Here is a 14,138-nt window from a genome sequence, read left to right on the forward strand (position 1 = left end):
GATACAATCGCCGCCGGCCGCGCGGTCGTGGTCCCGCCGGTGCACCGTGCCGAATGAGACGATTCATTGCCCCGCATCTCCTCGTGCTGAGCGCCGCCGGATTCCTGGTGGCCTGTCAGAGCAAGACGACCGAACCGTCGCGCACCGTTGTCGTTGGAGACACCGGCGGCGTGTCCGCGGCGCTGACGGCGCCGGCGCCCGACTCGCCCGCCGATCGGACGCAGCTCTCGACGTTGCGTCCCACGCTCACGGTGCGCAACGGCACCTCCACGCAGGCTGGCGCACGCGTCTACGAGTTCCAAGTCTCGGATCAGGCGTCGTTCGCCAGCATCGCGCCCGCGTCGCGCTACTTCGCCGTCGTCGCCAATGCGACGGACGTGGCGGAGGGCACCAACGGCAGCACGAGCTTCACGCCCGCGCAGGATCTGCAGCCGACGACCAGGTTCTACTGGCGGGCGCGGGTGCGGCAGGGCACGGCCGTCTCCCAATGGTCGGAGACGCGGACCTTCAACAGCAAGCTCGTCGGGTACAACCGGCCGGGCGAGCTCTACGACCCGCTGATTCACGGCGAGACGGTCGGCGAGCGCATCGGCGCGACCACGTTCGTGGCCGGCAAAGGCCTGCGGATCGAGAACCAGCAGAGCTACGTCCGGTATGCCCTGCCGCAGACGATCGCCGCCGGCGAGTTCTCGGTCGAGATCGAAGGCCTGCGGCCGAACGGTCCGGGCGGGAAGCTGAAGCTGTTCTCGATGTTCAACGGGACGGGCGACCTGCTCGCGAGCAAGTACCTCATGAACGTCCAGTACCGCGGCGTTCCGGGCAACCCCGACAACGCGATCTCCTTCAAGACCCTCTTCGGCGACGAGGACTACAAGCTCGAGCCGGACTTCGGCACGCGCGCCGCGAACGTCCTGATCGCCGATCCGGCCACCGCGTACTACTGGAAGGCAACGTGGAGCAACGAGTTCAGGCTCACCGTCCAGCGGGGCGGCCCGACTGGGTCCACCTTCTACAACGTCGGCGTCGTCTCGCCGGGCGGCAGCTACGGTCCGAGCCCGCACTACGCCTACCTCGGCGCGACTGACGGCAACTACGGCGTCGAGGACGGCTCCTGGCCTGGCGCCATCTATCGCAACGTCTGGATTGGTAATCGTCCGCGGCCCGAATCGCTCGGGAGCGCGCTCCTCTTCCCATGACACATCGGCGGTCGGTGCGATGCTGGTGCGCCGGTGCGATCGCGCTGGCAGGGCTGACCGTGGCCGCGCGTCCGGTCACGGCGCAGGACGAGCCGCGCGCCCGTGCGTTCGTCAACGTCGATGTCGGCGCGGCGTTGACCGCGAAGGCCGACGACACACGGTTCGTGTTTCCGCTCTACGGCGAAGACGCCAGCGTCGGGCTCGCGCGGAAGATCGGCCGCGGCGGCGTGTGGGATCTCACGGGCGGCGTGACGCTGACGCAGCAGTTCGGCGTCGCCGTCCATTACCGCCGGCTCTCGAGTTCGGCCGCCGGCGCACTCGACGCCTCGCTCCCCGACCCGGCGTTCTTCGACACGGCCCACAGCGTCACCGGCGCCGTCGAATCGCTCGTGCACGAGGAGACCTGGTTCGCCGGGCTGCTCGCCTTCCGCGTCCTGACGAGGCCCGGGCTCGACGTCACCGTGCTCGGGGGTCCTGCCGTGGTGCGCGTGACCCACGAAGTCGCGGCGGACGTCACGGCGCCGACGATCGCCAGCGTCGCGTTGACGCTCGAGAAACGGACTCGCGACTTGATGGGGGGCCAAATCGGCCTGGACGTCCGTCGGATGCTCGGCCGGCGAATCGGCATCGGCGGGTTCGTGCGCTACAGCGCCGCGAAGGGCCATCTCGGCGCGTACCGTGCGGACCTCGGTGGCGTCCAGGTCGGCGGCGGTGCCCGGCTGCGGTTCTGACGGCCGGCGACCAAGAGACCGCTCATGACGAGAAACGGATTCCTCCTCGCCAGCGCGATGGCCGCGCTGATCCTTGCGGCCTGCGACAGCGGCAGTAGTCTCACCTCGCCGTCCGGAACGGGCGGTGATGCCGCGGCCGCGGCAGACGGTTCCACGCTGAAGATCGCGGCCCCTACCCTCATCTCACCCATCAACGGCGCACAGGCCGCCGGGCCGTCGATCGTGCTCACGGTCAGCAACGTGTCCGGCACCTACACGACGTTTCCCGTCACCTACGAGGTCGAAGTACGCGATCCGGCTGGGACGATCGTGGCGCACCCGACGTTCCCGAAAGGCAACGCCGGCTCGAGTTCGTATGCGTTGACGACGCCGCTCGCCTTCGACACGACGCACACCTGGCGCGCTCGCGCGACCTACTCGGGGCGCGTCGGGCCGTGGTCGTCGACCGGCGCGTTCAGGACGGGCCAGGCGGCGTTTCTTTCTGGATCGTCCGTCCTGGATCCGCTCACCACCGGCCGCACGGTCGGCAAGCAGCGCGGCGGGCACTTCGTCGCCGGCCAGGGCTGGCAGGCCGACACGCGCAGCGACGGCATCGACTACGACATCGCGACATGCGCCAGTTGTCGGCTCGAGTTCGACGTCACGAACGTCGGCAACGGTCTCGGCAACGGCGCCGATCTGAAGTTCATCTCGATGGGCGACGCGGCGATGTTCGGCGACTTCAACTCGTTCCGCGACCATCCGTGGAAGATGCACCTCGAGCAGCGCGGTGACGGCGACGGCAAGGGGATGAAGCTGATCTGGCGCAACGGCGCCGTCGGCGACGGCGATCCGGGCGACCACCTCGGACAGGTGCCCTCGAATGGCCCCGCCTGGAGCGCGTCGCGCGTGTTCCATTTCGTGATCCAGTGGGGTCGCACGAGCTACACCGTATCGGTCGACGGGCAGGTCTGGTTCTCGGGCTCGTTCGCCGCGCCGTATGCGCCGCCCAATCATCGCATCTCGCTGGGCACCTACCCGCGTTCCGAAACGCTGGCCGGAGCGATCTGGCGCAATGTGACGGTGACGCCGCAGTAGGCTGATTCGCTCGCGGGGCGGCCTCTGTACGGGTCTGTCGGGCCAGGCCGACCGCGGCTGCCAGCCTGCAAGCACCTGTCGTCGCTCGTGCCGTACCCTGATAAGCTGAGTCGGCGCGACCTCGACGCCCTGTCGGGTGGCAGGCGTTCAGGTCTCTTGCGGGATCCGATGCGCGATCCAGCCTGACGAGCGATTCGGTTCGTCCGGCATTTCGTTCGGCAGCGACAGGGGTCACGGCGGGACACGTCGCTGCAGGCGCGGACGGACCCTGGAAACGGCGGCGGCGCGCGGGCGTGGACGCGCCCTCGCGGTCGGCTCCGGCGCAAGACGATTAGCAGCATGCACACCAATCAGATCGGCCTTGGCGCGTCGGTGCTCGGCGCGAACGTGCGCTCCCCGCGTCTGCCCTACAAGGTGACGTTCGTCGCCACCTACCAGTGCAACTTCCGCTGCGTGATGTGCAACATCTGGCAGAAGAAGAGCACGAACGAGATGACGCCGGCCGAGGTGGAGCAGTTCTTCAGCCGCTGGCCGCAGTTCCGTTGGGTGCATCTGACCGGCGGCGAGCTCTTCATGCGGCGCGATCTCGACGACCTCATCGCGGCCATCCAGCGGAGCTGCCGGTCGCTCTTCCTGCTGAACTTCCCCACGACCGGTTGGTTCGGCGACAAGACCGTCTCGCTCGTCGAGAAGACGCTCGAGCGCGGCGTCGGACGCCTCATGACGACCGTCAGCCTCGACGGCCCGAAAGCGCTGCACGAGTCGCTGCGGGGCCTGCCGGGCAGTTGGGATCGCGCGATCGAGACGTTCCGCCGTCTGCGCGGCATCAGGAGATCGAACTTCCAGACCGTCATCGGCATGACCCTGATGGAGCAGAACGCCGACAAGGTGGACGAGACCGTCGCGGCGGTCCGGCAAGTCATCCCCGATTTCCAGCAGAGCGAGCTGCACCTGAACATCGGGCACGAGTCCGGCCACTACTTCGCGAATCTCGGGAAGGGTGGCGTGTCGGGGCACCATGCGGCGATTCTGCGCGCCGTGGAGGCGCACCGGCGGAAGACCGGGTCGCCGTTGCACCCGGTCAAGTTCCTCGAGGACCGCTACCAGGCGCTCATCCGCAAGTACTACGAGACCGGCCGGTCGCCCCTGCCCTGCACTGCCCTCTCGTCGTCCTGCTTCATCGACACGTACTGGGACATGTACGCGTGCTCGATCTGGGACGAGAAGGTGGGCAACCTGCGCGAGAACGGCTTCGATCTCCGAGCGCTCTGGGATGGTGCGCGCCGGAAGGAACTGCGGGAGGACGTCGTCAACGAGCGCTGCTCCCATTGCTGGACGCCGTGTGAGGCCTACCCCACGATTCTCGGCAACCTCGGCCGGGCGGTGTTCAGCCGGACGTCGGCCGAGAAGACCGCGTTGCCGGCGACGAGCTGACCGCCGGTCCGATCGGTTCGCTGTACACTCTTGCGGATGTCCGCGGCCACGGTCACCGTCGTCATCCCGACGCGCAACGAAGAAGGGATGATCGCCGAGATCATCGACGGCGTCCGGCCCTACGCGGACGAGGTGCTCGTCGTGGACGGCCACTCGACCGACCGCACGGCCGAGATCGCGCGATCGAAGGGCTCCCGCGTCGTCCTCGACAACAAGAAGGGCAAAGGCGAGGCGCTGCGCCTCTCGCTCAAGGAAGCCAAGAGCGACATCGTCGTCTTCATCGACGCCGACGGTTCGCACGACGCGCGCGACATCCCGGCCATGGTGGCGCCGATTCGCGCCGGCACGGCGGACCTCGTCATCGGCTCGCGCGGCCGCGGCGGCAGCGACGAGCTGCACGGCACGGTCGACCAGTTCATCCGGTACATCGGATCGCAATTGATCATGCTGGCGATCAACTACCGCTGGCACGTGCGGCTCACCGACAGCCAGAACGGCTTTCGAGCCATCCGGCGCGACGTCGGCTTGAAACTCGGGCTCACGTCGAACCTGACGACCATCGAGCAGGAAATGCTCATGAAAGCGCTGAAACAGGGCTATCGGGTCGACGAGATTCCCAGCCACGAGTACGAGCGCAAGTGGGGCGAGTCGAAGGTCGTCGTCTGGAAGCTGTGGTTCGCCTACGTCTGGTCGTTCCTTCGCAACCTCGTCTGAGGCCATGGAGAGAGGCGCTCGCACCGGGCTGACCCGCGGCCGCGCGCTGCTCCTGCTGTCGCTCGTCACGCTCGCCGGCGGCGTGCTGCGCTTCGTCGGGATCGGCTGGGGCGCGCCGTACTTCCACTTCCACATGGACGAGCACTACGTGTTCATGGGGGCCGACCTGCTCCGCAAGAGCATGCGCGACGCCGCCATGAGCGGCAAGTTCTTCATGTACGGCCCGCTGGCCATGTACGGCCTGAACGTCGTGCGCAGCGTGTACGAGAGCGTCAGCCACGAGCTGGTGCTGACGGTGTTCGACGATCAGGTCACCTACATGCGGATGGGACGCGCCATCTCGGCGGCGTTCAGCACGGCGACGATCGTGCTGGTGTACGCGATCGCCGCGCGCGTCGCCGGCCGGCTCGCCGGCCTGCTGTCGGCGGCGTGCCTGGCCGTCACGGTGCTGCACGTTCGCGACGCGCACTTCTTCTCCGTGGACATGACGCTGACGTTCTTCTGCGTCCTGACGTGGCTGTGCGCCCTTCGGATGGCCGAGCGCGGCACGGCGCTCTGGAGCGTGCTCACGGGCAGCGCGTTCGCGCTCGCGCTCACGGCGAAGTACTCGGCCGCCTTTCTCGCGATCCCGATCGCGCTGGCCCACCTGCTCTCGCCCGCCCGGCCGTCAGCGCTGCGCGCCTGGGCGTCATGGCGCCGATGGGTGCTCCTCGGCGCCCTCATGGTGGCCGTCACCATCGCGACGTTTCTCGTCGTCGATCCGATGGTCGTCGCCTACTACGACAAGTTCCGCGAGGACGTGCGCCAGCAGATCACCGATCCGCTCACGGGCACGACGCGGCCGATGTACATGGCGCACTTCTCGGACCTGACGCACCCGCGCGTCTTCTGGTTCACGAACCTGCTCTGGTGGGGCATGGGGCCGGCGCTCGAGATCTGGGCGCTGGCCGGCGTGATCTGGCTGCTCGTGCGCCGCAACAAGGCGGCGCTCGTCTCAGCGGTCGTGCCGCTCGCCTACTTCACGGTGGCGGGCAACTCGGTGGCGCCGTTCATCCGCTACGCGATTCCGATGGCCACGGCGCTCTCGGTGGCCGCCGGCGTGCTCAGCGCCGATCTCATCGCGCGCCGGCGATGGCGCCCGCTGGCCATCGCCGCCACGGCCGCCGTCATCGGCACGAGCGCGCTCTGGGCCGTCGCCTACACCCACATCTTCCGGACACCCGACACGCGGCTCGTGGCATCCCGCTGGATCATGCGGAACATCCCGCGCGGCGCCCCGGTCCTCGTCGAGCCGTCGCACAACATCCCTCCGACCGGTTCGCATCTGACGAACGTCGATTTCTACGGCAACTACGTCCTCTTCTATCCGGAGACCGAGCGCCGCGATCACTTCCGGCTCATCGCGCTCGATACGTACCGGAGCCTGTACAACCGCGGCCCGACGGACGAGTGGCGGCGCGAGTACATCGCCTCGCGCCTGCAGCTCGCCGACTGGATCGTCATGGACGACACGTACGTGCAGTGGTTCACGCATCTGCCCGCACCGGAGTACGCCGTGATGAAGCAGTACTACCGCGATCTGTTCGGCGGCCGGCTCGGCTTCGAGCTCGTGCGGACGTTCAAGACCCATCCGTCGCTCTTCGGCTACGAGATCGACGACGATGCGTCGGAGTTCTCGTTCCGGTTGTTCGACCATCCGCGGATCTGGGTGTTCAAGCGGACCGGGGACGCCAGATGACGTGCGCGTTCGGCGCGCCGCGTGCGTGCTCGACGGACGCCGGATGAGGCGGCCCTGCCGTCGACCAGCCGCGGCCGTTTGCCGGTCGACGTCTTTTTCGCCACAATAGCTCTCCTGTGAGCTCACGGATCGTCTCGACGCTGGCTGCGGCCACCACGGTCTGGCTGGCGGCCCTGGCGTCGGGTTCCTGCAACGGCAAGTCGCCGGTCACGCCGGGGCCGACACCGCAACCCGTCAACAACGCGCCGCCGGTCATCCAGACGGTGAGCGTCGCCGCCGGCTCAGGTCGCCTGGAGCCCGACACCGACGTCGAGGTGACGGCGCAGGTGCAGGATGCGGAGTCGACGCCGGCGAGCCTCACGTACGTGTGGTCCGCGACGGTCGGGACGTTCACCGGCTCCGGCCCTGCCGTGAAGTGGCGCTTGGCCAGCGGCGTCGTCTCCGCCCCTACCGCCGTGGTGGTTCGGCTCGAGGTCGTGGAGCGCTATCAGAGCTACGATGCCGCCGGCAATGCGATCACGAAGGAGAACCGCGTCAGCAAGGATGCCGCGGCGTTCATCGTCCACGACTCGGTTGCGGAGATCTCGAAGATCACCGTCCGGTTCCTGGTCGATCTCTTCGGCAACTCCAACGTCCCGGCCGAGGCCTGCGTCGTCGACTTCTGGGACGATTGCCGCGGCAAGTCCGATGAGCTCGGCGACATTCAGGTGAATCGGCAGCTCTTCCAGGTGCTGAGCGCGCAGGCGACCGTGCAGTCGGTGACGTTCCGCAACGCCAACACCGCCGACGTCGTCGCGGCCTGCCGGTGGCAGGACCGCGTCATCGCAAACGGCTCGCAAGGCGTCTCGGAAGGCCCGTGCCTGCTGACCGCCGTCTATCACAACGACCGCTGGTGGCTCTGCAGCAGCAGCGTCGATCACGACCTCTTCCGGCGATGGTGTCTCGACGGCACGTCCTCGTGCATCCCGCCGGCGCCGACGACCTTCAGCATCCGACGCTACGTGTAACCGGGCGATCACTTCGCCGCCGGCGGCAGCCGAGTGCACAGGTAATGGGCGTTGACCCGCTCGCCGGCGTCACAGGGCTGTTCGCTGATGGTGACGAGCGCGGGGCCGGCCTCGTTCGCGAGCCGTTGGTACTCGTCGATGCGCGCGAAGTCCGTCGAGGCGACCTTGATCTGCTCGCGGGCGAGAAACGTGATCTTGTAGGCGCGCCAATAGCCCGCTTCCGCGACGTGCGCGTTCCGCGCGCCCAGCGCCGCGATCACGTCGTGAAGATCGTGCGGGACGCCATGAGCCTCGTAGTAGCGCATGAGCGCGGCATGGTCGGCGGCCGACAGCACGCTCCAGCAGAGCACGGCGGCCACCGTCACGGTCCGGTACCACGCGCGCGTCTCGATCGCGAGATGACAGGCCGTCAGGCCCACTGGCACGAGCAGCACGAGCACGAAGTACCGGTCGACGGGATCGTCGGCGGGCCGCGTCAGCACGTAGACGGCGGCGGCGATGACGCCGACACCCGTGAGATACAAGCCGACGGCCGGAACGCGCGCGGGTGGGCCACGCCGCCACAGCACGAGCACTCGTACGCCGATCAGGCTGAGCGCGGTGAGCAGCGGCCAGCGAAGCCACGCGTGACCGCTCTCGCCCAGCCCGTCGTTCCACGCGCGCGCACCCAACAGCCGCGGTGCGTGCTCGCCAATCATGGCCGCGGTGCGCCCGGGCAGCTCCGCCGCGACGAGCTCCATCCGTTGCCGGAGATTCCCGGCCTGCGACTCGTCGAATCCGCGCAGCAGCTCACCCCGGCTGCCCGGCCCGTAGTAGTCGGCGAACGGTTTGAGCGCCTGGACGGTCTGAACGAGGGCGAGCGCCGCGACGGCGGCAAGCATCCAGTGGCGAAGCCGCTCTCGTGTGAAGAGCCTGTGCTGCCACACGTCGACGACGAGCAGCATCGGAATGGCGTACGCGCTGAACTCGCGGTTCAGGAACGCCAGGGCCGCGATCGCGCCGAGCCACACGGGCCGATCGCGCAGCAGCCATAGCAGCAGGACGTACAGGAAGGGCATGCCGTTGGCGCCGCCGGCGTCGAGGAGCCAGAAGACCGCGGCGCGCGGGGCGAGCGCGTAGAACAGCGCCGGGACGATCGCGAGCAGAGGACGCAGCTCGACGCTGCGGCACAGCAGGACGACGAGGATCGTGACGACGGCGAGGTTCGAGGCCAGAACCGAGCCGGTGAGCGCCGCCACGCTGGGGCCCGCCACCGCGAAGAACGGCACGGCGAGCCATGCCTGCACCGCCAGCAGGTACGGCTGGCCGTAGTAGAAGAGCGGAAACGCCCGCCCTTCGAGCAGGTGCTTGGCCATCAGCCCCGTGATCGCCTGATCCGAGTTGAAGAAGGTCTGATCGTCGATGAGGTAGACGATGCTCCGTGCGATGACGAGCGCCCACGCGATCGCGAGAGCGACGGTCAGCTCGGCGAATGGGCGTGCGACCGCCGCGGCCGCGCGGGGCGGCTCGGCCGTGCGTCGCTCGCTGTGCATGCTCCGCGGTATGCTAGCACGCTCGTTTCGATGACCGGCGATCGCGCGCGATGGCAGGAGACGGCGGGTGTGCTGGCGGGCGCTGCACTGGCCGGCAGTGCCGTATGGTGGCTGCACCGCGTGCCGGCCATGCTCGCGCCGCCCGCGCCTTGTCCGGGCGTACTGGAGCTGGCGGCAGCCGCCATGGCGCGGGCGATGCCGGCGCTGCCGCTCGGCGCCGCGATGGCCCAGGCAAATTCCTGGCTCATGGCCGCCGGCGCGGCTGTGCTCGTGTGGGTCGTCGCGCGCGCGTCGGTCCACTGGGCGGTGGCCGGCGCGATCGGCGTTGCCGCTGCAGCCCTGCCCGTCTTCGATCCGAGCGTGTCCGTCGGAGAAGGCGTCGCGTTTCTCGTCGCCGCACTCACCTTCCTCGCGTTCACTGCCGCACGGTCGAGCGTGCGCTGGTGGCGGATGGGTGCCTTCGGCGTCTTCGTGTCGGCAGCGATCGAGCCTCGCCTCGCGCTCGCGCTGGTCCCGGTCGGCGCCTGGATCCTCCTCGCCGTGGCAGAGCCGCATCGCCGGCCGCCGGCGGTTGCCGGCCTCGTCGTCGCGGCCGTGCTCGTCGCCGTTGCGCCGCCGTTCGTCGCACCGCTGCCCGGCGATCGCCAACCGATGAGCGCTGTGGCGTGCCTGCTGCCGTCGCGTCTTCCGGAAGGGCTCGTCGTCGATCCCGCGTTCGCGCTCTTCGATGGCATCACGCCTTATGTCTTCGGGCTCGCGGCGCTCGGGGCATTTGCGTCGAGGGAACGCTGGCGCGATCGAGGCGTGCAGGCGGGCGCGCTCTATGCGGGCGTACCCGTGCTGCTCGCGCTCTGGACAGGTCCCCTGCGCAGCTTCGCGCTGAGCCCTGCCGCCATCGCGCTCTGGGTTACCGCCGCCGTCGGACTCGGCGAACTGGCCCGCGCGTGTACGACCCGTCGTGCAGGCTGGATAGGTGCGGCGTTCTTCGTCGGCCTCGTGCCGTTCGCGCAAGTCAATGCGATCCGCGAGCCGACGCCTCCCGGTGCGCTCGCCGAAGGCCACGACCGCCTCACGCGTGGCGATGTCGCCGCCATCCTGGGCGCCCTGCCTGACGCCAGCGTCCTCGCCATCGACGATGCGACGACGGACGTGCTGCTGCGCGCGTCGTATCGGAGCTGGCGCGGCACGGGGAAGACGCTGCACGTCGTCAGCGGTCCATCGCTCGAGATTCCACCGGCGATCCCTGGTGCCGGTGAGGTGTACGCGTTTCCCTGGACGGCCCGTCATCTCCTGTCATCAGGGTTTCAGGAGGTCGCGGGGCCACCGGCCGCGCCGTTGCTGACGCACCGGCTGCGACAGGCTGGCGCCTGCGTTCCGGTGCCGCGCACGTGGCGGAGGATCGACGGCCTCAGCCCCGCAAGCGACCTGAGCGTCGGAAGCGTACGCGGCCGCGACGAGGGGCCCGTCATCCTCTACGCGGCGACCGCCGCCCGCCCCACGCCTCAGTCGGTGGACTGGCCGGCCCTCGCGAGCCGCGGATTCAATGCGACCGTCTACGACGCCAGCGGGACAGGCGCGCTCGCACGGCAGATGGACGAAGATGCCGTGCCGATCGAGCTGAGGACGTCAGCGTCGTATGTCACCCGATTCGAGGTCTGGCGAACGCCGGGAGCACCGCGCATCCTTCGGGTTCGGCTGGGCGTGCCGGCACAGGACGTCGTCGCGAGGCTGCAGCTTCCCGACGAGCGGCATCGCCTCGTCGTTTGCCCGGCATATTGAGCGAGAATCCGTCGGCGCGAATCCGACCACCTCGAGCACGTACGGCGGCGATGCTGTGGCGGCGAGCGCGGTAGGGTCCATCCAGCGGCCGTCTTGGCACGACCGCTCTTCGCAACACGACAGAACCTGACGTGGTCGCCCGCCAGAGCACGCCGGCAGCGCGCGGCGAGTCCTGGCCGCGACCACGTCAGGTCACGTCCGCTCTCAGGGCTTGATGGCCGGAACGTACAGGCTCGGCGAGACGTAGTCGTTGTCCGCCCAGCCAGGCCCGTTGCTCCCGCCGTCGCCCGCGTCCGTGATCACCTTGAAGATGTGCCCATCGGGATAGCAGATCCGTGAGATCGAGAACGAGTAGCCCTGCCAGCCGATGATGTTCTCGCCGCCGTTCTTGATCAGCAGCCCGCCGCCTTCATGTCGCAGCAGCCACGCCACTCGCTTGGTGACCTCGAAGGCCCGCGCGCCCGAGCTGCCAGGCTGGATCGCCGAATGGACGCAGTCCACGAGCTCGGGCTTGTCGTTGACGAACGCCGCGCAGTCCTCCCAGGGCTCGGACGTGGATGCCGGCGGCTCGGGAGCCGGTGGCGGCGGTTCCGGCGCGGGCGGCGGCTCGGGTGCCGGCGGGAAGAGGTCCTTCCTGTACAGCGTCTCGTTGCCGGAGAACGCTCCCAGGCACGACGTGCCGGTGAACGACAGGCGCAGCGCTTCGCCGTGATCCTCGATCACGCCGTCCGCCGTCACGTGAATCGCGCAGGTCGTTCCTTCGTACTGACCGGTCGCGTCGACCGTGATGGTCCCGGTGGTGTCGGTCGTGAGCTGCGCCGTGCCCGTGCCGGTGATCGGCATCCCCATGCAGACGGCCGTGAAGCCTCCGCTGACGCTCGTCGCGGTTTTCGCCGTGGCTGACCACTGGAACCGGCCGCACGTCCGGGCCTCGAACGATGCCGGCGCGCTCTCGCCGGCCGACGACCAGGTCGTCGCGAACGCCGATGAGGCCGGCGCTGGTGAGGGAGCCGACGCCGACGCCGAGGTCTGGCTCGGCGACAGCGGGTTGCTGCTGAGGTTCTGCACGTTGCAGCCCGTCACCGCGGTGACGAGCCCGAGAAGACAGATGGATCGAACGGCGGAATGTACACGCATGGCGTTGCCTGAGGAGCGAATGTCGTGCCGGGCAAATCGCTCGAAATAGGCGCCGGAGGGAGGGGGACGGCGCGACGTCCTTGAAACCCGGATTTCAGATCTCGACTGCGACTCGTATCCGATATCGGCCGATGCGGCGTCCGACTACAGGTTCGTGTTCGCGTACACGTCCGAGATCCGCGGATCGAGCGGGCCTGCCACGGCCAGCGGTTCGGCGTCGAGCACTCGGCGGATCGAGTACACCGGTTTGCCCTGCGACTCGTGGTACGTGCGAGCCTGCATTTCCGCGAGCAGGCCGAGCGTCACCAACTGCACGCCCGTGAACACGAACAGGATGCCGAGCAGCAGCAGCCAAGTGCGGTCGCCCGACCAAGCCGTGAAGTACTTCAGATACGCCACGTAGGCGCACACGAGCACGCCGGCGCCGCCCATCACGATGCCGTACAGCCCGAACACCTGGAGCGGACGCGTCGAGTAGCTCACGAGGAACTTGACCGTGAGCAGATCGAGCACCACACGAATCGTCCGTCCGATGCCGTACTTCGATCGGCCGTGCCGGCGCGGCCGGTGGTGCACGGCCTGCTCGGCGATCTTCACGCCCATCTCGCTCGCCAGCGCCGGGATGAACCGGTGGAGCTCGCCGTAGAGCCGCAGCGGCTTGACGACCTCGGCGCGAAAGACCTTCAGCGAGCACCCGTAGTCGTTCAGATGCACGCCGGTGGCCCACGAGATCAGCCGATTCGCGATGTTCGACGGGAGCTTCCGGCTGAGCCACGCATCCTGCCGGTTCTTGCGCCATCCGCACACGATGTCCAGGTCGTCGTCTTCCAGCCGCTTGATCATGGCCGGAATGTCGCGCGGGTCGTTCTGCAGGTCGCCGTCGGCGGTGACGATCAGCCGCCCCCGCGCGCGTGCGAAGCCAGCGGCGAACGCCGCCGTCTGTCCGAAGTTCCGGCGGAACTGCACCACGCGCACGCGCGGATCGTCCCGGTGCAGGCGGGCTAGGATCGCGAACGAGTCGTCGGTGCTGCCGTCGTCGACGAAGAGCAGCTCGTACGTCCGGCCCCACGCGTCGAGCGTCGCTGTCAGCTCCCGGTACAGGTCGTCGAGGTTGGGCGATTCGTCATGGATCGGGATGACGACCGACAGCTCGAGGCTCATGGCGAGACCCTCATTCTAGCGTCTCGTCCGCCGCCGCCAAATCGCCAGCGCAACCCCGACGATGCCGACCGAGACCGCTATCCAGATCGAAATGGCCGGCAGATTGTCGCGGATGAACGCCGTCGCGTGGTCGCCGTACCGGTAGGCCAGCCAGGCCTCGCCGAAGAATCGGGACCCGCGCCCGAGCGCCACCGCGGCAAGGAACGTCGCGGGCGTGATGTTGGCGATCCCGGCGAGCAGCACGAAGATCTTGAACGGCGCGGGCGGCGGCAGGATTGACGGCACGATCACCACGAGCATCCCGTAGCGCCGGAACAGGCCCAGGCCCCGATCGATGTGCTCCGCTCGAAAGCGCTTCCGAAGGAACGCCTCGCCGCCCTTCCGCGCAAGGGCGTAGATCGCATAGCAGCCGGCCGTCGAGCCGAGCGTGGCGCCGAGGGCGTAGTACGGCCAGCGCAAGGGCTCGTGCAGCACCGCCAGCACGAGCAGCGCGTCGGCCACCTCTGGCAGCGACAGGAACGACGAATCCAGGAACGCGACGAGCGCGATGCCCGGGGCGCCGAGCGACTGGGCGAGCGGCTGAATCCACTGCGCGAGGCGCTGGAGAAGGTCAGTAACGCGGTGCATCTACA

The 14,138-nt window shown here is 68.7% G+C and carries 13 protein-coding genes; 9 read left to right on the forward strand and 4 right to left on the reverse strand.

All coding sequences use genetic code 11. The features are described from left to right. The first annotated feature begins 53 nt into the window (after window positions 1–53). The 7 genes from IT184_00825 (at window position 54) to IT184_00855 (ending at window position 7,897) form a co-directional block, all read left to right on the forward strand. Complete coding sequence (locus IT184_00825; protein MCC7007337.1) at window positions 54–1,196, forward strand: hypothetical protein; 1,143 nt, start codon at window positions 54–56, stop codon at window positions 1,194–1,196. Continuing rightward, window positions 1,193–1,927 carry a hypothetical protein gene (locus IT184_00830; GenBank protein MCC7007338.1) on the forward strand — a complete coding sequence of 245 codons (735 nt, stop codon included), beginning with the start codon at window positions 1,193–1,195 and terminating at the stop codon, window positions 1,925–1,927. Before IT184_00825 ends, IT184_00830 begins: the two co-directional genes overlap by 4 nt. Window positions 1,928–1,951: 24 nt before the next feature. Beyond that, window positions 1,952–3,004 carry a hypothetical protein gene (locus IT184_00835; protein ID MCC7007339.1) on the forward strand — a complete coding sequence of 351 codons (1,053 nt, stop codon included), beginning with the start codon at window positions 1,952–1,954 and terminating at the stop codon, window positions 3,002–3,004. Window positions 3,005–3,343: 339 nt separating this feature from the next. Continuing rightward, window positions 3,344–4,438, forward strand: coding sequence for a radical SAM protein (locus IT184_00840; GenBank protein ID MCC7007340.1), 1,095 nt, complete (start codon window positions 3,344–3,346; stop codon window positions 4,436–4,438). A gap of 36 nt (window positions 4,439–4,474) precedes the next feature. Beyond that, entirely contained in the window at window positions 4,475–5,152 is a 678-nt protein-coding gene (locus IT184_00845; GenBank protein MCC7007341.1) for a glycosyltransferase family 2 protein, read from the forward strand. A 4-nt stretch (window positions 5,153–5,156) separates the two neighbouring features. Continuing rightward, the gene (locus tag IT184_00850) at window positions 5,157–6,890 is read left to right on the forward strand and encodes a glycosyltransferase family 39 protein (GenBank protein MCC7007342.1); all 1,734 of its coding nucleotides are present in this window, start codon (window positions 5,157–5,159) and stop codon (window positions 6,888–6,890) included. Window positions 6,891–7,006: 116 nt separating this feature from the next. Further along, entirely contained in the window at window positions 7,007–7,897 is an 891-nt protein-coding gene (locus IT184_00855; protein MCC7007343.1) for a hypothetical protein, read from the forward strand. An 8-nt stretch (window positions 7,898–7,905) separates the two neighbouring features. On the opposite strand, the gene IT184_00860 is transcribed toward IT184_00855, so the two are convergent. Next, entirely contained in the window at window positions 7,906–9,429 is a 1,524-nt protein-coding gene (locus IT184_00860; GenBank protein MCC7007344.1) for a hypothetical protein, read from the reverse strand. Between the two features lie 30 nt (window positions 9,430–9,459). Here IT184_00860 and IT184_00865 point away from each other — a divergent pair, with 30 nt between their 5' ends. Further along, window positions 9,460–11,208 (forward strand): hypothetical protein, encoded by a 1,749-nt coding sequence (locus tag IT184_00865; GenBank protein MCC7007345.1) that lies wholly within the window; start codon window positions 9,460–9,462, stop codon window positions 11,206–11,208. 204 nt (window positions 11,209–11,412) lie between these two features. On the opposite strand, the gene IT184_00870 is transcribed toward IT184_00865, so the two are convergent. Beyond that, window positions 11,413–12,057, reverse strand: a complete 645-nt coding sequence (locus IT184_00870; GenBank protein MCC7007346.1) for a hypothetical protein — start codon at window positions 12,055–12,057, stop codon at window positions 11,413–11,415. On the opposite strand from IT184_00870, the gene IT184_00875 reads away from it, so the two are divergent. Continuing rightward, window positions 12,029–12,394, forward strand: a complete 366-nt coding sequence (locus IT184_00875) for a hypothetical protein (GenBank protein ID MCC7007347.1) — start codon at window positions 12,029–12,031, stop codon at window positions 12,392–12,394. The genes IT184_00870 and IT184_00875 overlap by 29 nt on opposite strands. 95 nt (window positions 12,395–12,489) lie before the next feature. Here IT184_00875 and IT184_00880 read toward each other — a convergent pair whose 3' ends face one another. Together IT184_00880 and IT184_00885 are read right to left on the reverse strand one after the other, a co-directional pair. Beyond that, complete coding sequence (locus tag IT184_00880) at window positions 12,490–13,506, reverse strand: glycosyltransferase family 2 protein (protein ID MCC7007348.1); 1,017 nt, start codon at window positions 13,504–13,506, stop codon at window positions 12,490–12,492. Window positions 13,507–13,521: 15 nt separating this feature from the next. Then, entirely contained in the window at window positions 13,522–14,133 is a 612-nt protein-coding gene (locus tag IT184_00885; GenBank protein ID MCC7007349.1) for a DedA family protein, read from the reverse strand. Window positions 14,134–14,138 lie beyond the last annotated feature (5 nt).

Source organism: Acidobacteriota bacterium (assembly GCA_020853395.1).
In the GTDB taxonomy this organism is placed as follows: domain Bacteria; phylum Acidobacteriota; class Vicinamibacteria; order Vicinamibacterales; family SCN-69-37; genus JADYYY01.